General features: G+C 62.9%; 15 protein-coding genes and 1 tRNA gene. 10 read left to right on the top strand and 6 right to left on the bottom strand.

The features are described 5' to 3' along the window. Positions 1–14: 14 nt before the first annotated feature. The 3 genes from B0G57_RS17255 to B0G57_RS17245 form a co-directional block, all read right to left on the bottom strand. Positions 15–920, bottom strand: coding sequence for an ABC transporter permease (locus tag B0G57_RS17255; RefSeq protein WP_018444103.1), 906 nt, complete (start codon positions 918–920; stop codon positions 15–17). Then, entirely contained in the window at positions 913–1,980 is a 1,068-nt protein-coding gene (locus B0G57_RS17250; RefSeq protein WP_018444104.1) for an ABC transporter ATP-binding protein, read from the bottom strand. The genes B0G57_RS17255 and B0G57_RS17250 overlap by 8 nt, the downstream gene beginning before the upstream one ends. A 94-nt stretch (positions 1,981–2,074) precedes the next feature. Then, entirely contained in the window at positions 2,075–3,112 is a 1,038-nt protein-coding gene (locus B0G57_RS17245; protein ID WP_020566585.1) for an ABC transporter substrate-binding protein, read from the bottom strand. 203 nt (positions 3,113–3,315) lie between these two features. On the opposite strand from B0G57_RS17245, the gene B0G57_RS17240 reads away from it, so the two are divergent. Both B0G57_RS17240 and B0G57_RS17235 read left to right on the top strand, forming a co-directional pair. Further along, a complete protein-coding gene (locus B0G57_RS17240; RefSeq protein ID WP_018444106.1) occupies positions 3,316–4,224 on the top strand; it encodes a LysR substrate-binding domain-containing protein in 909 nt (302 codons plus the stop codon). A gap of 180 nt (positions 4,225–4,404) precedes the next feature. Next, positions 4,405–4,737 (top strand): hypothetical protein, encoded by a 333-nt coding sequence (locus B0G57_RS17235; protein WP_026230305.1) that lies wholly within the window; start codon positions 4,405–4,407, stop codon positions 4,735–4,737. Positions 4,738–4,914: 177 nt separating this feature from the next. On the opposite strand, the gene fabI is transcribed toward B0G57_RS17235, so the two are convergent. Further along, positions 4,915–5,706, bottom strand: a complete 792-nt coding sequence (gene fabI / locus B0G57_RS17230; RefSeq protein WP_018444108.1) for an enoyl-ACP reductase FabI — start codon at positions 5,704–5,706, stop codon at positions 4,915–4,917. A gap of 129 nt (positions 5,707–5,835) precedes the next feature. Here fabI and B0G57_RS17225 point away from each other — a divergent pair, with 129 nt between their 5' ends. The 5 genes from B0G57_RS17225 (at position 5,836) to B0G57_RS17205 (ending at position 12,344) form a co-directional block, all read left to right on the top strand. Beyond that, the gene (locus B0G57_RS17225) at positions 5,836–7,704 is read left to right on the top strand and encodes an extracellular solute-binding protein (protein WP_018444109.1); all 1,869 of its coding nucleotides are present in this window, start codon (positions 5,836–5,838) and stop codon (positions 7,702–7,704) included. Between the two features lie 6 nt (positions 7,705–7,710). Next, entirely contained in the window at positions 7,711–8,763 is a 1,053-nt protein-coding gene (locus B0G57_RS17220; protein ID WP_018444110.1) for a microcin C ABC transporter permease YejB, read from the top strand. A gap of 1 nt (position 8,764) precedes the next feature. Then, positions 8,765–9,877 carry an ABC transporter permease gene (locus tag B0G57_RS17215; RefSeq protein ID WP_018444111.1) on the top strand — a complete coding sequence of 371 codons (1,113 nt, stop codon included), beginning with the start codon at positions 8,765–8,767 and terminating at the stop codon, positions 9,875–9,877. Beyond that, positions 9,874–11,526, top strand: coding sequence for an ABC transporter ATP-binding protein (locus B0G57_RS17210; RefSeq protein ID WP_018444112.1), 1,653 nt, complete (start codon positions 9,874–9,876; stop codon positions 11,524–11,526). The genes B0G57_RS17215 and B0G57_RS17210 overlap by 4 nt, the downstream gene beginning before the upstream one ends. 134 nt (positions 11,527–11,660) lie before the next feature. After that, the gene (locus B0G57_RS17205; RefSeq protein WP_026230307.1) at positions 11,661–12,344 is read left to right on the top strand and encodes a C40 family peptidase; all 684 of its coding nucleotides are present in this window, start codon (positions 11,661–11,663) and stop codon (positions 12,342–12,344) included. 369 nt (positions 12,345–12,713) lie between these two features. Here B0G57_RS17205 and B0G57_RS17200 read toward each other — a convergent pair whose 3' ends face one another. Further along, positions 12,714–13,670 (bottom strand): patatin-like phospholipase family protein, encoded by a 957-nt coding sequence (locus tag B0G57_RS17200; RefSeq protein ID WP_018444114.1) that lies wholly within the window; start codon positions 13,668–13,670, stop codon positions 12,714–12,716. 277 nt (positions 13,671–13,947) lie between these two features. Here B0G57_RS17200 and gltX point away from each other — a divergent pair, with 277 nt between their 5' ends. Continuing rightward, on the top strand, positions 13,948–15,360 hold the full coding sequence (gene gltX, locus B0G57_RS17195) for a glutamate--tRNA ligase (protein ID WP_018444115.1): 1,413 nt from the start codon (positions 13,948–13,950) through the stop codon (positions 15,358–15,360). Positions 15,361–15,496: 136 nt separating this feature from the next. Further along, a tRNA-Ala gene (locus B0G57_RS17190) sits at positions 15,497–15,572 on the top strand. A gap of 132 nt (positions 15,573–15,704) precedes the next feature. On the opposite strand, the gene B0G57_RS17185 is transcribed toward B0G57_RS17190, so the two are convergent. Beyond that, on the bottom strand, positions 15,705–16,208 hold the full coding sequence (locus B0G57_RS17185; protein WP_018444116.1) for a hypothetical protein: 504 nt from the start codon (positions 16,206–16,208) through the stop codon (positions 15,705–15,707). Between the two features lie 123 nt (positions 16,209–16,331). On the opposite strand from B0G57_RS17185, the gene tcuC reads away from it, so the two are divergent. Further along, positions 16,332–17,636: an MFS transporter gene (tcuC, locus tag B0G57_RS17180; RefSeq protein ID WP_020566586.1), complete on the top strand. Its 1,305-nt coding sequence runs from the start codon at positions 16,332–16,334 to the stop codon at positions 17,634–17,636. The last annotated feature ends 4 nt before the right edge of the window (positions 17,637–17,640 follow it).

Below are 17,640 nucleotides of genomic sequence, written 5' to 3'. Positions count from 1 at the left end.
TTCGAACGCCCCCGTCACGACTCGAACACCGCGGCAAAGCGCTTTTCGACGAGCCGGTTGCAGCCGATGATGATCGCGACGTTCGCGATTAACAGCAGCACCGCGATCGATGCGCCGAGCGGCCAGTTCAGCGTGCTCAGAAACTCGTCGTAAGCGGCTGTCGCGACGACCTTGAGCCGCCGGCCGCCGATGATGGCCGGCGTCGCGAACGCCGAGGCGGCGAGCGCAAAGACGATGATGCTGCCCGACAGCACGCCGGGCAGCAATTGCGGAAAAACGATGCGGCGGAAGACGGTCAAGCGCGAGCCGCCGAGCGAGAGGCCCGCGTTTTCGACTTGGGCGTCGAGTTTCTGGATCGATGCCCAAACCGAGATCACCATGAAGGGGACAAGCACGTGGACGAGCGCGATCGTGACGCCGGTGAGCGTGAACAAAAATTTCAGCGGCGAGTCCGTCAGATGCAGTGCGAGAAGCGCCTGATTGATGAGTCCCTCGCGCCCCATCAGAATGGCCCAGCCGAGCGTGCGCACGACGACCGAAATCAGCAGCGGGCCGAGGACGATCAGCAGAAATACGCTGCGCCACGGCGCCTTCATGCGTGCAAGAATCAGCGTCTCCGGCACGCCGAGCACGACCGAGAGCGCGGTGACGATAAGGGCGAGGCCGGCTGTGCGCGCAAAGATGTCGTGGTAATAGGGATCGCCCAATACCTCCGAATAGTTGGCCCACGTGTAGGCAGGGAGAATGCCGAGCGTGCCGTCGAACGCGTGGAACGACAGCAGCGCGATCATGATCATCGGCACGACGAGCAGCCCGAGGAAGAGCAGCAGCGCAGGGGCGGCCAGCAGCCAGGGCGCGCGCGCTTCGCTTGCGCGACGCGCTCGCGGCGCCGCCGGCAGCGGCGAAGAGAGCTCAGACATGCTGTGCCTCCGCGCGCAGCATATGCAGATCGGAGTCGGACCACGCGATCTTGACCGCTTCGCCTTCGAGCGGCGGCGGCATGCCGATGTTGGGCTGGCTCATGCGAAAGGGCCCGAGCGCGCTATCGATTTCGAGCATCCAGTGGTTGCCGAGGAAAAGCCGCGTGCGCACGCGTCCCGCGAGCCCATCCTCCGTTTCGGATGCGAAGCGCAGTTTCTCCGGCCGCACGTAGACGTGCACGGTGTCGCCGAACTCGCGCTCGCCGTGCGGGATATGCGCGACCTGTGAGCCGAGTTGCACGATGCAGCATCGCGCATGCCGCCCGATGACCTTGCCCGCGAGCGCGTTCGTGCGGCCGAGGAACGTCGAGGCGAAAGGCGATTCCGGGTGCTCGTAGGCGTCGAACGGCGCGGCGATCTGCACAATGCGGCCCCCGTGCATGACCGCGATTCGGTCGCTCATCGTCATCGCCTCGACCTGATCGTGCGTGACGAGGATCGTCGTGATGCCGAGCTGGCGCTGGATCGCGCGCAGCTCGATATGCATCTCCTCGCGCAGCTTCGCGTCGAGATTGGACATCGGTTCGTCGAGCAGCAGCACCTGCGGTTCGATGACGAGCGCGCGCGCGATCGCGACGCGCTGGCGCTGCCCGCCCGAAAGCTCGCGCGGCAAGCGTTTTTCGAGGCCGTCGAGGCGCACCATCGCGAGCGTGTCGCGAATGCGGCGCACGCGCTCTGCGCGCGGCACCTTGCGCATCTCGAGGCCGAAGCCGACGTTGTCCGCCACCGTCATATGGGCGAAGAGGGCATAGCTCTGAAACACGACGCCCATGCCGCGCTTTTCAGGCGCAAGCCCGGAGATGTCGCGGCCGCCGAGGACGATGCGACCGCCCGTCGGTTCGACGAAACCCGCGATCATCTGCAGCGTCGTCGTTTTGCCGCAGCCCGACGGCCCGAGCAGCGAAACGAATTCGCCGCGCTCGACGCCAAGCGAGAGACCGTCCACGGCCGAGAACTCGCCGTAGCGTTTCGTTAGGTTCTCGAGTTGCAGGAACGCCATGGTGTGATGCGGCTCCACTTCGGAATGCAATAGGCTCGACGTCAGGCGATAGGCAGGGCGGCGCACGTTGCGTCGGCCGCCGTTCGCATCACGCTCAACGTTCCACCTGCCTGTTCCACTCATTGGTCCATTGCGTTCGTTTTTCGTTGACGATGGTCCAATCCGTTTTGACGAGCTTGCCGATCTGGTCGTTGCCATAGGGCACGGTGGCGGCGACTGCCGGGTCGAGCTTCGTTTTACTGTTGACAGGGCCCCAAGCCTGCGTCTTGGCGAGAACCGTCTGCACCTCGGGAGAGAGCAGGTACTGGACGAACTGCTGCGAGAGCTGGGGCTCCTTGTTCTCGACGACGGGGCAGGTCGCGGTCAGCAACGCCATCGCGCCTTCCTTCGGATAGACGAATCGGATGGGAAAACCGGTCTGCTCCAGCGTGTAGGTGCGGCCGCTGCCCCATACCGCGAGCGTCACGTCACCGTTCTGGAACAGCTCCGTCATCTTGCCCGGCGACGGCTCCCAGGCGAGCACGTTCGGCGCGACTTTCTTGATGAGCGCATCGAAGCCCGGCGCGATATTCGATTCGCCGCCGCCATTCATCCGGGCGAACATGACGAGAGTTTGCAAGCCGTAGGTGTTCGAGATCGGCGGAATCGCGATCTTTTGTTTGAATCGCTTGTCGGTGAGCGCGGACCACGAATCGGGCGGCGGCAGCCCCGCTTTCTTGAACGCATCGGCGTTATAGGCGAGACCCGTGGCAACGACGCCTAGCGCCACCGAGCGATCGCTCATGTGCGCGAGCGGATAGAGATCGTGATAAACGGGCGCATCGGCGAGCTTGTCGCAAAAGCCGAATTGCACCGCCTGATACATCGGTCCGTCGTCGAGCAGCACGACATTGAGTTCTTCCTTGCCCTTTTGAGCCTGCAGCTTCGCGAGCGTGTCCGTGGAATTGCCGGGCACGTAGACGATCTTTACGTCGTGTGCCTTCTCGAACTGCGGAATGATCGTCTTTTCGAAGGCCGTCTGCGTTGAGCCGCCATATGAGCCGACGTAGAGGGTAGGCTGGGCCGACGCGCCAGTTGCGCCTAGCGCGAGCGTGGCCGCGAGTGCCGCGGCGGCGAGGCTGGTCTTTCTCAATGTCCGCTCCTTCTTGCCTGCACGGTTGACGAAATTCGTTTTCAAACACAAAACGGTATGGCTCCCCGGTTGGGGCCGAAGCGCCGCTTCGCATGGATGTAGCAAACAATACGGATGCCGAAAACAGATGGAAAATCGTTTTTTTTCGGAGAACAATAACATTCGGTTATGGGGCTAATCCAGCCAATCCGTCCGAGACTCACATGAAGCTGCGCCAGCTCGAGGCCTTCAGGGCCGTCATGCTTTGCCACACGGTCACACGCGCGAGCGAGATGCTGCACATCTCACAGCCGGCCACGACGCGGCTCATCGCCGATCTCGAACAGTCCTTGGGGTTTTCCCTGTTCGAGCGCGCGAAGGGCCGGCTGCACCCGACCGTCGAAGCCCAGGCGCTCTACGAGGAAGTGCAGCGCTCGCTGCTGGGCCTCGACCGGATCGCGCGCGCGGCCGACGAGATCCGGGCGTTGCAGCGCGGCACCTTGCAGGTGGCCGCGGCGCCGGCCATCGCGTTGTCGTTCCTGCCGCATGCGATTGCCGACTATCTGGCGACTCATGCGGAGGCGAACGTATCGCTGCTCGTGCATTCGTCGCGCACGGTCGTCGACATGGTGGTCGGCGAGCGCTGCGATCTCGGCATCGCGATTCTGTCGATGAACCATCCGGGCGCGCACGGCGAGCGACTGATTTCGACGAAAATGGTTTGCGCGCTGCCCGCCGGCCATCGGCTTTGCTCGGCCAGTGTCGTGCGGCCGCGGGATCTTGCGGGAGAGCGATTCGTCGCGCATCCGCGCACGCTCGATTCGAGGCTGCGTATCGACGCGCTCTTTGCCGCTCACGGCATTGCGCCGAAGGTACAGCTCGAGACGCAGGTGTCGCATACCATTTGCTCGTTCGTCGAGGCGGGTGCCGGCGTTTCGCTCGTCGATGCGGTCACGGCCTGGGGCTATCGCGGCCCCGGTGTGATCTTCAAGCCGTTCGAGCCTGAACTATTGACCGATTTCTCGATGCTGACGCCGTCGCAACGTCCGCCCGCGCTGTTGTTGAAATCGTTCGTCGAGCATGTGCGGCGATTCGCGCTCGAGCAACTCGATCCCCGCTTCGTCGAGGCCTGAGCCACCTACGCGACGACTGCCGCGACGGCCGGCGACTGCTAGTGGCTGCCAGCGCCTGCTATATAGAGCAGCAACAGTTACAAGTATGAAATATCACGAAAGGAGGCATGCGGTATAGTCAGTTCCATCGAGGATCGCTCTCGAACCTGTCGAACGCTTCCATTGGATAGAGCTGTCATGATGAAACCTGCACGCATCCTTTCGTACGCCGTCGCTACACTCGCGATCGGCGCCTCGAGCGCGGCGATGGCGCGCGTGGACATCGGGGTGAATATCGGCGTACCGGCGCCTGTATACGTCGCGCCGGCGCCCGTCTATGCGCCTCCTCCGCCGCCTGTCGTTTATGCGCCGGCGCCTCCGGCGATCGTCATCGGCTGGCATGGCGACCGGTACTGGGATGGCGGACGCTGGTGGGACCGCGACGATTGGTATCGCCATCACGGCGGCTGGCGCGGCCGCGATTGGCACGATCGCGATTGGCATGATCGCGGGCGGCACGAGGGATGGCGCTGAGAGCTGAAGGGCACTCCGTGGTCTGGCCTTTCAATGCCCCGGGGGTAGTGCTGCAGGCGGCCAACGCCATCTGACGCGATATCTCTGCTTCCAGGAAACAAAAAGTCGCCCGTCGAGATAATCGGCGGGCGACTTTTTTATGCCTCGAGGCGGGCCGGGCAGGCCCGCGTGCACCTCTTATTCGGCAATGGCGGCCATTCCCCCGACGACCGCATGAAAGCCGCTATCGACGTGAACGATTTCCGCCGTCACGCCGCTCGCCAGTTCCGAGAGAAGGAAGGCGGCGGTATTGCCGACTTGCTCGATCGTCACATTGCGCTTGAGCGGCGCGTTTTGCTCGACGAAGTCGAGAATCTTGCCGAAGCCCTTGATGCCGCTCGCGGCGAGCGTTTTGATCGGGCCCGCGGAGATCGCGTTCACGCGAATGCCCTTCGGACCGAGCGAGCCGGCCATATAGCGGACGCTCGCCTCGAGTGCCGCTTTAGCGACGCCCATCGTGTTGTAGTTCGGAATGACTTTTTCGGCGCCGAGATAGGAGAGCGTCAAGAGCGACGCGTCCTGCGAGAGCAGCGGCAACGCGGCCTTCGCCAATGCCGGAAAGCTGTAGGCGGAGATGTCGTGCGCGATGCGGAAGTTCTCACGCGTCATGCCGTCGAGAAAATCGCCGGCGATTGCTTCGCGCGGCGCGAAGCCGATCGAGTGAACGAGACCGTCGAGCGTCGGCCAATGCGCCTTGAGCGATGCGAAAAGGGCATCGATCTGCGCATCGTCGGCCACGTCGCATGGAAAGACAAGCTCGCTGCCGAATTCGGTCGCGAACTCGGTGATACGGTCCTTGAAGCGGTCGCCGACGTACGTGAACGCGAGCTCGGCGCCTTCGCGCTTGCACGCTTGCGCGATGCCGTAGGCGATCGAGCGGTTCGACAGCAGACCGGTCAGCAAAATGCGTTTTCCGGCGAGAAAGCCCATGAATTCTCCTCTAAAGACGGTATAGACAGCGCCGGCCGGCACAGCGCGCGATGGCACGTTCGGCCCGCCCGGCGTGGGTTTGGGTAGAATTCTCTCACAACGCCCACCTCGACCAACCGAAAGGTGCTCATGAAGACCGGTTTGCGAAGGACCGCCGCGCTGCGTTTTCTCGTTCGTTCATTGATCGCTCTTTCCTGTGCCGGTTGGTTCGCCGTGCCGTCGCCCGCGTGGGCCGTCTATGCCATTGCGCAATTTGGCAGTCCGAAATATCCGCCGGGCTTCAAGCATTTCGACTATGTCAACCCGGATGCGCCGAAAGGCGGCACGCTCGTCCTCTCGAACCCGGACCGCCTGACGAGTTTCGACAAGTTCAATCCATTCACGCTGCGCGGCAACGCGGCGCCCGGCATTGGGATGTTGTTCGAGACGCTGACCACGAACAGCTCGGATGAAATGGCCACGGCGTATTGCCTGCTTGCCGACGATATCCGCGTCGCGCCCGATCGCCTGTCGGTCACGTTCCACATCAATCCGCGCGCGCGCTTTTCGAACGGCGACCCCGTGACGGCCGCCGATGTCAAATACTCGTTCGATACACTGACGAGCCGGCTGGCCGCCCCGCAGTTCGCGGCCTATTTCGCCGAGATTTCGCGCGCGGTCGCCGTCGATCCCGCGACGATCCGCTTCGACTTTCGCCAGCCCAACCGCGAGTTGCCGCTGATCGCCGGCGCGATGCCCGTGTTTTCGCGCAAGTGGGGCATGAAGCCCGACGGCACGCGCGTGCCGTTCGATCAGCTCGCATTCGAAAAGCCGATCGGCAGCGGACCGTACCTGATCGAGAGCTACGACGGCGGCCATACCATCACTTACCGGCGCGACACTTCATATTGGGGCGCATCGTTGCCCGTGCGAATCGGGACGGACAACTTCGATCGCGTCACCTACAAGCTCTACTCGGACAACACGGCCCGGCTCGAGGCATTCAAGGCCGGCGAGTACGACGCGCTCGTCGAATACGTGGCGCGAAACTGGGCACGGCGCGACGTCGGCAAGCGATTCGACGACGGCGAGCTCATCAAGCGCGAGTTTCGGCAGCACAACGGTGCGGGCATGCAGGGCTACATCATGAATCTGCGCCGCCCGCTATTTCAAGATCTGCGCGTGCGCAAGGCGCTCGATCTCGCATTCGATTTTCAGTGGCTCAACAGCCGTCTGTTCTTCGGCGCCTATACGCGGCTGCAAAGCTATTTCGCGGACAGCGATCTGCAGGCGACGGGAATGCCGACGCAAGGTGAGCTGAAGCTTCTGAATCCGTTGCGCGCGCAACTGGATCCGGCTGTTTTCGGCCCCATGCCCGTGCAGCCCGATACGGACCCGCCGAATTCGCTGCGTGCGAACCTGCTGAAGGCGAGGGCGTTGCTTGCCGCGGCTGGCTGGACCTATCGCAACGGTGCGCTGCGCAATGCCAACGGTCAGCCGTTCGAATTCGACGTTCTCGAAGACGAAAGTTCGCGCGGCGCGATGGAGCCCATCGTCGCGGCCTATGCGCGCAACCTGGCGAAACTCGGGATCAAGGCCAATTTTCGGGCCGCCGACTTCGCCCTGATCCAGAAGCGCTACGAGACGTTCGATTTCGACATGACCTCGCTGCGCTATCCCGGCGTTCAAGTGCCGGGCGTCGAGCAAGTATCGCGTTTCGGCAGCAAGTCGGCCGACGAGCCCGGCTCCGACAACATGATCGGGCTCAAGTCGCCCGCCGTCGACGCCATCCTGCACTCGCTCGTCGGTGCGCAGACGAAGGAGGACCTCGTCGACGCGACGCATGCACTCGATCGCGTGTTGATGAACGGCTACTACGTCGTGCCGCATTGGTTCAGCACGACGCATCGCATTGCGTACAAGCGCGAGCTGCGCTACCCCGATACGCTACCGCTGTACTATTCGGCGGAGGACTGGATCGTAACGATGTGGTGGCTCGATCCGCGCTCCCGAGGATGACTGACCATGTGGGCCTATATTCTTAGACGCCTGTTGTTGATGATCCCGACGTTGATCGGCGTGCTGACGCTCACGTTCATCGTCATTCAATTCGTGCCCGGCGGTCCCGTCGAGCAGCTCGCCTACGAGTTGCGCAAGGGAACCGCGCAGGAAGGGCAGGCCGCGGCGCCGCCGTTCGGCCTGCGCGCGCACACGGGCGTCGATGCCCGGCAGATGGCGCAACTGAAAGCGCTCTACGGATTCGACAAGCCGCCGCTCACGCGTTATTGGCTGATGCTCTCGCGCTTTGCGAGGTTCGATCTGGGGCAAAGCTACTTCCGTCATCAAAGCGTCTGGTCGCTCGTGATTTCGAAACTGCCTGTCTCCATCAGCATCGGGTTGTGGACGTTCTTTTTGACTTATCTGATATCGGTGCCGCTCGGGATTGCGAAGGCGATCCGCAACGGTTCGCCGTTCGATGTGGCGACGAGTCTCGTGGTACTCGTCGGCTATGCGATCCCAGGCTTCGTGCTCGGCGTGCTGCTGCTCGTGCTGTTCGGCGGGGGCTCGTTCCTGCAGATCTTTCCATTGCGCGGACTCGTCTCCGACAATTTCTCTCAGCTCTCGATCGGCGGCAAGATCGTCGACTATCTCTGGCATATCGCGCTGCCGGTGACGGCATCGGTGGTCGGCAGTTTCGCCGTCGTGACCATGCTGACGAAGAACGCGTTTCTCGATGAGATCAAGAAACAGTACGTACTGACGGCGCGCGCCAAAGGCCTCGGCGAGCGGCGCGTGCTGTGGAAGCACGTCTTTCGCAATGCGATGCTGCCGCTCGTCGTGGGCTTTCCGGCCGCGTTCATCGGTGCCTTCTTCACGGGCAGCCTGCTGATCGAAACGCTGTTTTCGCTCGACGGTCTCGGCCTGCTCTCGTACGAGTCGGTCGTGCGGCGCGACTATCCCGTCGTGCTCGGCACGCTTTATCTGTTCACGCTGATCGGGCTCGCGACGAAGCTCATTTCGGACCTCTGCTACGTCTGGGTCGATCCGCGCATTCAATTCGAGCAACTGGAGCGCTGATTTGAGCCGAGCCCGTCCCCGTCTCGACACCGACGCCGAACCGCGCCGCGACCTGCCGGCCGCGTTCGTCTCGCCGACGCCCGCGCGCCGTGTCTGGCGCCGCTTCAAGGCACAGCGTCTCGGCTACTGGAGCCTCATCGTCTTTGTCGTCGCGTTCGTCCTGAGCCTCGCGGGGCCGATATGGTCGAACGACAAGCCGCTCGTCGTGCGCTATGACGGCAGGCTTTATTTCCCGCTCGTGAAGACCTACCCGGAGACGGCGTTCGGCGGCGATTTCCCGACGCCGGCCGACTATCTCGATCCCTACGTCCGGCATCGGTTCGCGTTGCCCGGCAACTTCGCCGTCTATCCGCTCAATCACTATTACTACGACACGCTGAACTACTTTTCGAAAGCGGCGAACCCCGCGCCGCCGTCGCACGAAAATTGGCTGGGCACCGACCAGCAGGGCCGCGACGTCTTCGCCCGGCTCGTCTACGGGTTTCGTATTTCCGTCGAGTTCGGGCTCGTGCTGACGTTCATCGGCAGCGTTCTCGGCATCGTCGCGGGCGCCGTGCAGGGTTATTTCGGAGGCCGAATCGATATCATCGGGCAGCGCTTAATCGAGATCTGGAGCTCGCTGCCCGAGCTTTATCTGTTGATCATCTTCGCGTCGATCTTCGAGCCGAGCCTGCTACTGCTCGTTGTGCTGCTGTCGCTGTTCGGCTGGATCGGCCTATCCGATTACGTGCGCGCCGAATTCCTGCGTAACCGGACGCAAGACTATGTGCGCGCCGCGCGCGCGATGGGTCTATCCAATTGGCAGATCATCTGGCGCCATGTGCTGCCGAACAGCATGACCCCCGTCATCACGTTCCTGCCGTTCCGGATGAGCGGTTCGATTCTCGCGCTCACGAGCCTCGATTTTCTCGGCCTCGGTGTGCCGCCCCCGACGCCGAGCCTCGGCGAGCTGCTCTCCGAGGGTAAAGCGAATCTCGATGCCTGGTGGATTTCCGTTGCGACGTTCGGGGTACTCGTCGCCACGCTGTTGTTGCTGACGTTCATGGGCGATGCGTTGCGCAACGCGCTCGATACGCGTATTGCCGATGCGATGCGCGCGGGAGGCAACCAGTGAGTTCGAAGCCGACCCGTGAGGCGCGAGCGGAGCATGAAGCCAACGGCGAGCCGCTGCTTTCGCTCGAAAATCTGCGCGTGTCGTTCGGCGACACCGTTGCCGTCAGCGATGTGACGTTCGCGATCGCGCGCGGCGAACGCGTTGCGCTCGTCGGCGAATCGGGCTCGGGGAAGACAGTGACGGCGCTCGCCATACTGCGTCTGTTGCGTGATGCCGAAGTAAGCGGGGCGATTCGGTTCGCGGGCGAAGACTTGATGATGAAAAGCGAGCGCGAAATGCGGGGACTGCGCGGCGCTGATATCGCGATGATCTTTCAGGAGCCGATGACGGCCCTTAACCCGCTCTATACGATCGGGGAGCAGATCGCCGAGACGATCGTCGCGCACGACGGGGTGTCGGCCGACGAGGCGCGTCGGCGCGCGATCGCGCTCATCGCACGCACGGGCATCGGCGAACCCGAAAAGCGCGTGACCAGCTATCCGCATCAGCTATCGGGCGGCCAGCGGCAGCGCGCGATGATCGCGATGGCGCTTGCATGTCGTCCGCGGCTGTTGCTCGCCGACGAGCCGACGACGGCGCTCGACGTGACGATTCGCGCGCAGATCGTCGATCTCCTGCTCGAGCTGCAGATCCACGAGGCCGAGCGGCGCGGCATGGCCGTGCTGCTCATCACGCACGATCTGAATCTCGTGCGCCGCTTCGCCCAGCGCGTGGCCGTGATGGAGAAGGGCGTGCTCGTCGAAAGCGGACCCGTCGAGCGGATTTTCGCCGAGCCGCAGCATCCTTATACGCGCCGCCTCATCGAGAGCCGCCCGCAGCGAGCCGTTCATCCCGTCCTGCCGATCGCCCCGACCGTGCTCGATGCGCGCGACGTCTCGGTGACGTTTCGCACGCGAGCAACCGGTATCGCCGGCTGGTTTCGGGCCGGGCGCTTCACCGCTGTCTCCAACGCGAGCCTCGCCGTACGCCAAGGGGAGACGCTCGGCATCGTCGGCGAGTCCGGCTCCGGCAAGTCGACGCTCGCGATGGCGCTGCTGGGCCTGCAGCGCGCGTCCCAGGGCGCGATCGAGTTTCAGGGGCGTGCGCTCGCGAGCTACCGCGGGCGCGAGCGCACGCTGCTGCGATCGAATATGCAGGTTGTCTTTCAGGATCCGTTCAGCTCGCTCTCGCCGCGCCACACGGTCGAGCGGATCGTCGGGGAAGGGCTCGAGCTGCATCGGCCTGAACTCGGCAGGGCGGCCCGGCGCGAAAAAGTCATCGCCATGCTGCGCGAAGTGGGGATCGATCGCACCGCACTCGCGCGCTATCCGCACGAGTTCTCCGGCGGCCAACGTCAGAGGATTGCGATCGCACGCGCGCTTGTCCTGGAACCGCGCTTGCTTATACTCGATGAACCCACGAGCGCGCTCGACGTCTCGATTCAGCAGCAGGTGTTGGCGCTGCTGACCGCACTGCAGCATAAATACAATCTCGGCTTTATATTCATCAGTCATGACCTCGCGGTCATCGGCGCGATGGCGCATCGTGTCGTCGTTATGCAAAACGGCGCGATCGTCGAGACGGGTGATGTCGAGAAGATATTTTCGACTCCCGAGCATTCGTATACACAAAGGCTGCTGGCCGCAAGCATGGGGACAGGGCAGGCGTGAAAATGCCAGGCCCCGGGCGCTGATCGCGTCCTGTTATCGTTTTTTTAAATTCTTTTGACAACTAGTTACATTCTGGCTAGTATCGTCCAAACTTTTCGCCAGACCGCTGATTCTTAAGCAAATTCTACCGACCGATGCAGCATCGATACTTTGCCCAGGCTCGCTCGCGCGTCGTCACCGTAATGCTAGTTGGCGCGCTAATGACAGCGGCTGCCAGCGCGTTCGCAGACGAAGCGAACAATTTGTCGCAAAGCACCGCAATCTCGATTCAACCCGGCGCCGCGCCTACCCCTCTTTTCGTCGCTCCTTCCCCTGATTCGCAAGCCGTCCCGGCGCCCACGACCAGTGGCGGCCGCGCGAAGGCGTTTCTGTCGGGAATGGCGGGCAAGGCCGGCGATGTCGTCGTCGGCGCGCTGAACATGATTGGCGTGCGCTATCGCTGGGGCGGCGATTCCCCCGATTCGGGGCTCGATTGCAGCGGATTCGTCCGTTACGTCTTCCAGGACACGCTCGGTTTGGCGCTGCCGCGCCGCGCCGAGGAGATGAGCCGGGTGGGCGAAAAGGTGCGGATCACCGATTTGAAGCCCGGCGATCTCGTGTTTTTCCATACGATGCGTCGGACGTTTTCTCACGTCGGCATCTATATCGGCGACAACAAGTTCGTGCATTCGCCCTCGACGGGTAGCACGATCCGCGTCGACGATCTCGACGATCGTTACTGGGAAAAGCGCTTCACCGGCGCGCGCCGAGTCGAGACCGATTTTCCAGCGGAGCAGTTGCGCCAACGCGTGAGCATGGACGCGAAGGGTAGCAACTGAGCCGTTTCCGGTACTTCTCTCAAACGGGGCCCCTTCTCAGGGCCTCGCTTACGGACGTCCGTTCCGCCCCCTAAATCCTAGTCGAACGCGTCTTGTCGCCCTGTAGTTTTGCAGGCGAGGAGCGGCGTTTTCACGCCCAACTCAATTCGCCATACTTTTCGGTTGAGCGAGTTACTCGCCGACGTCCCAAAACCGCCGGAGGCAGATCTCTTCTCGGGTACCGGTAGCGCTTGCAAATAACCCAAAATGAACGAGCGACGCGGGAGGGCTCATCCTCGTATGAGGAAACCCTCTCGGCGAGGGCTGCTCGAGCGTTGTCGACCCAAAGGTTGATGGAAGATCATTATCGCGAATTCGCCCCATTGCTGACTACGCCGCGCGCGCCTGACTTGCCGCCAGTTTTTGTTCGAGTTGCCCGAACGCCTTGGCAACGGCCTCCTCGCCAGCGAGGATAGCCGCATTTCGTTGCCCAAAGTCGCTCCCGCTCATCGCGGCGAGATTCGGGCGAATCACGAAGTCGGCGTATTTCTCAAGCTCGTAGGTCTTGATCGTTTGACCCATGATCGTGAATGTCTGAAGCAGCACGTCGAACGAGCTTTGCGTGAGCGCCGTTTCGGGGTTGGCCGAGATGTCGACGGCCACGACGAAGTCGGCACCCATGCGGCGCGCGAACGATGCCGGAACGGGACTCACGAGCCCGCCATCCACATACTCGTGCCCGCCGATCGTCACGGGTTCGAAAATCGACGGAACGCTGCATGACGCACGCACGGCGACACCGGTGTTACCGCGCTGAAAGAGGATTGGCTGGCCCGTGCGCAGATCCGTCGCGACGATGCCGAGCGGCTTCGCCATCTTTTCGATCGGCCGGTTGGCGAGCGTTGCATTGACGTAGTTCTGCAGCGCGACGCCTTGCAGGAAGCCGCGTGCGCGAAACGGCATCGCCCAGTCGCTGATGGACGCCTGGTCCATCGTCAATGCGAGCTTGTTGATCGCAATGCCCGTCATCCCCGACGCGTAGAGCGCTCCCACGACGGAGCCCGCACTGGTGCCGCAGACGATGTCGGCGTGCAAGCCGCGCGCTTCTAGCGCCTTGATGACGCCGATGTGGGCGAACCCGCGAGCCGCGCCGCCACCGAGGGCGAGGCCGATCCTGAAGGGGCGCGGAGGAATCGGTGCGACGGGCGTGCTCGGCGCGAGTGCGGAGGTGGTGTCGCTCGTGGTTTTCGAGGGCGGCGACGCGCAGGCGCCGAGGAGGGCCGAGGCACAGGCGATCGAGAAACCGCGCCGTGAAAGGCGCGGCGGGCGGGATGAAGATGAGCTCAAACGATGTCTCCAACTGCAGTGAATGCGCCGTGTCCCGAACAAGCGGACGGGTCGCTCGCAGGCAGCGTTGATCCACGCCACTGCCTGTGTGATGCGACGAAGCCTGGACGGCGCGCGGGCACATCATAAGGCAAACGGCCGCTCGCGAGCGCCCGGTGTCGTATCCATTCCGCGCTCGACGACGCGCTCGGCGCGGCGAGGCGTGTTTGCGTCACACGTTATAATTGCGGTCTCTTTTTCGCCGTCCGCATCGCCGCTTTCGCGCGCTAACTCGCCTATGTCTACCGTCCGTACCCGTTTCGCCCCGAGCCCCACGGGCTTCATCCATCTCGGCAACATCCGCTCCGCGCTCTATCCGTGGGCGTTTGCGCGCAAGATGAAGGGGACGTTCGTACTGCGCATCGAGGACACTGACGTCGAACGTTCGACCGCCGCTTCCGTCGATGCGATTCTCGAAGGCATGGCATGGCTCGGCCTCGATTACGACGAAGGCCCTTACTACCAGATGCAGCGCATGGACCGCTACCGCGAAGTGGTTGCGCAGATGGTCGAGAAAGGGCTCGCCTATCCGTGCTACATGTCGACGGAGGAGCTCGACGCGCTGCGCGAGCGGCAACGCGAGGCGGGGCTCAAGCCGCGTTACGATGGAACCTGGCGCCCCGAGCCGGGCAAAGTCCTGCCGACGCCGCCTGCCGGCGTCGACCCCGTAATTCGCTTCAAGAATCCGCTCGCGGGCGTGGTCGCCTGGGACGATGCGGTGAAAGGGCGCGTCGAGATCTCGAACGACGAGCTCGACGATCTCGTCATTGCACGGCCCGACGGTACGCCGACCTATAACTTCTGCGTGGTCGTCGACGATATCGATATGCGGATCACCCATGTGATTCGCGGCGACGATCACGTCAACAACACCCCGCGGCAAATCAACATCATGCGTGCGCTCGGTGCCGAGCCGCCGATCTATGCGCATCTGCCCACGGTGCTCAACGAAGCGGGCGAGAAGATGAGCAAGCGCCACGGTGCAGTGAGCGTCGTGGGCTATCGCGACGCGGGTTACTTGCCCGAGGCCGTGCTGAACTATCTGGCTCGGCTCGGCTGGTCGCACGGCGATGCAGAAATCTTTTCGCGCGAGCAGTTTGTCGAATGGTTCGATCTCGAGCACCTCGGCAAGTCGCCGGCGCAATACGACCACAACAAGCTGAACTGGCTCAACAACCACTACATCAAGGAAGCCGATAACGCGCGTCTGGCCGAACTCGCGAAGCCTTTTTTCGACGAGGTCGGGATTGATGAAGCGACGCTCGCGAGCGGCCCCGATCTCGTCGGCGTCATCGCGCTCATGAAGGATCGGGCGACGACGATCAAGGAGATCGCCGAAACTTCCGCGATGTTCTATCGCATGCCCGCGCCCGAGGCGGATGCGTTGGCTCAGCATGTCACTGACGCGGTTCGCCCGGCGCTCGCGGAGTTGGCCGCGGCCTTGCGTTCGGCCGACTGGACGAAAGAGGGCATCGCGGCGGCGATGAAGGCGACGCTCGCCGCCCACAAGCTCAAGATGCCGCAGCTCGCGATGCCGGTGCGGCTTCTCGTTGTCGGCACGACGCATACGCCGTCGATCGACGCAGTGCTTGCGCTCGTCGGTCGCGAAGCGGCGGTGGCGCGAATCGAGAAGGGCTTGTCGGCCACCTGATTGCGGGCGCGGACGGCGCGGTGGTCGCGGTCGCGGTGCGGCGTGTTTTGCTCGTGCACCGGAAACTGCACGAAGCGATGTAAGGGGTATTTACAAGTTACAGAAGGGCATATAGAATCTCGTTTCTGTTCTGCAAGGGGGTATAGCTCAGCTGGGAGAGCGCTTGCATGGCATGCAAGAGGTCAGCGGTTCGATCCCGCTTACCTCCACCACCCGATAATCCGGGGAAGCACAGAACAGTCAGAAAAGCCTTGAGAGATCAAGGCTTTGTCTTTTTCTACGGTCCGTAGATCGCCCCTGTAGTCCGCAGTTTTTCCACGTCGCCGATCATAGGCCAAGCGTGTCTACCGGTTCCGAGAGAGTCCAAACAGCGCGTCGTACAGCGTTAGCGCGGCGCCTATACCCAATCCCACTGAGAAGACCGCTGTCGCGATAGCGATTGACCCAGTCTCGAGCGTCATCGATGCGATGGGGACGAGTGACACGATGACGACGTTGTTGAGCGTCTCGGCGGTTGCCAGCACCATGCCCTTGTCTTGGCCCGAACGTTCGGCCAGCACGGTCGTCGCCGAGGGCGCTCCGGCTCCGAGGGCCGCGCCCCATGCCGCGAGGCAGACGAGCGCGCCGAGCACCGGTGGCGGCAGAAGATGAAATGCCGCGACGGAAGCGATTGAAACGCTCGTCACGACGATCAGAGAACGCTCCTCGCTGCCAGTCAGGCGCCGCAGCTTCCCGGCGGACGAATGGCTCCGATGATAGCGACGCCTGAAACTCTCGACGGATTCGCGCAGCAATGTAGGACAGAGGTGGCGAGCGGCCATCACCATCGATTGATCGACATTGCGCATCAATCGATCCGAAACTTGCACTTCACATCGGAGGCCGTTCCAAAGAACAATGCGTGGTCGCTCAGTAGCTCATCGCATGACCTGCCTGCGGCGCATGAACTAGAACCGTCAGGAGACACCTCCATGCAACAATCAGCCGCCATCGCTTCCGATCGCGGTCGTGCAAGCGCGACCGTACTCCGCGTTACCGCCGGCAACTTCCTCGAGCAGTTCGACTTTTTCCTGTTCGGCTTCTATGCGACGCAAATCGCCGCGGTTTTCTTCCCGTCGTCGAGCGAGTTCGCCTCCTTGATGATGACTTTCGCCGTGTTCGGCGCGGGCTTTTTGATGAGACCGATCGGCGCGATTGTCCTTGGCGCATATATAGACGATGTCGGTCGCCGCAAGGGCCTGATCGTCACGCTTTCGCTCATGGCTGTCGGCACGATTCTCATAGCCTTCGTGCCTGGCTATGCCAGCATCGGCCTCGCCGCACCTGCGCTCGTGCTGCTAGGCCGTCTGCTGCAGGGTTTCTCGGCCGGCGCGGAGCTCGGCGGAGTCTCGGTCTACTTGGCCGAGATGGCGACGCCGGGCCGCAAAGGCTTCTACACGAGTTGGCAGTCGGCGAGCCAGCAGGTCGCGATCGTCGTCGCGGCCACGCTCGGATTCGCGCTGAACCAATGGCTCAGCAAGAGCATGATCGCCGAATGGGGGTGGCGGGTGCCGTTCTTCGTCGGCTGCCTGATCGTGCCTTTCATCTTCGCGCTGCGCCGCAATCTCACGGAAACCCGAGCGTTCGAGCAGCGCCAGCATCGGGCCAATGTGCGTGAGGTATTCCGCACGCTGGCTCGACACTGGGCCATCGTGCTCGCCGGCATGATGCTGGTCGCGATGACCACCACGAGCTTTTACCTCATCACCGTCTATGCGCCCACGTTCGGCAAGACGGTGCTGCACCTGAGTACGGCCGATAGCTTGCTTGTCACACTATGTATCGGCGTGTCGAATTTCATCTGGTTGCCAATTGGCGGTGCGCTGTCGGACCGTTTTGGCCGCCGTCCGCTTTTGATCGGCATGAGTGTGCTCGCTGTGCTGACCGCGTATCCGGTGCTCTCCTGGCTCGCGCATGCGCCCAGCTTCACGAGCATGCTCGGGGTCCTGCTATGGCTGTCCTTCATGTACGGCGTCTATAACGGTGCGATGGTGGTCGCGCTCACCGAGATCATGCCCGCCGAGGTACGCGTGGCCGGCTTCTCTCTCGCATACAGTCTGGCAACGGCCGTGTTCGGCGGCTTCACGCCCGCGATTTCCACGGCGCTGATTCAATGGACGGGCGACAAGGCCGCACCGGGATACTGGCTGAGCTTTGCCGCCGCCTGCGCCTGCTGCGCGACGTTCGTGCTGTACCGGCGCGTGCCGACTGCACTGGGTGCGGTCCAATCACAATAAGAGG

Origin of the sequence: Trinickia symbiotica (assembly GCF_002934455.1) — a bacterium.
In the GTDB taxonomy this organism is placed as follows: Bacteria; Pseudomonadota; Gammaproteobacteria; order Burkholderiales; family Burkholderiaceae; genus Trinickia; species Trinickia symbiotica.
The sequence above is the reverse complement of the archived record's forward strand: the minus strand, read 5'-3'. Positions and strand labels throughout refer to the sequence as shown.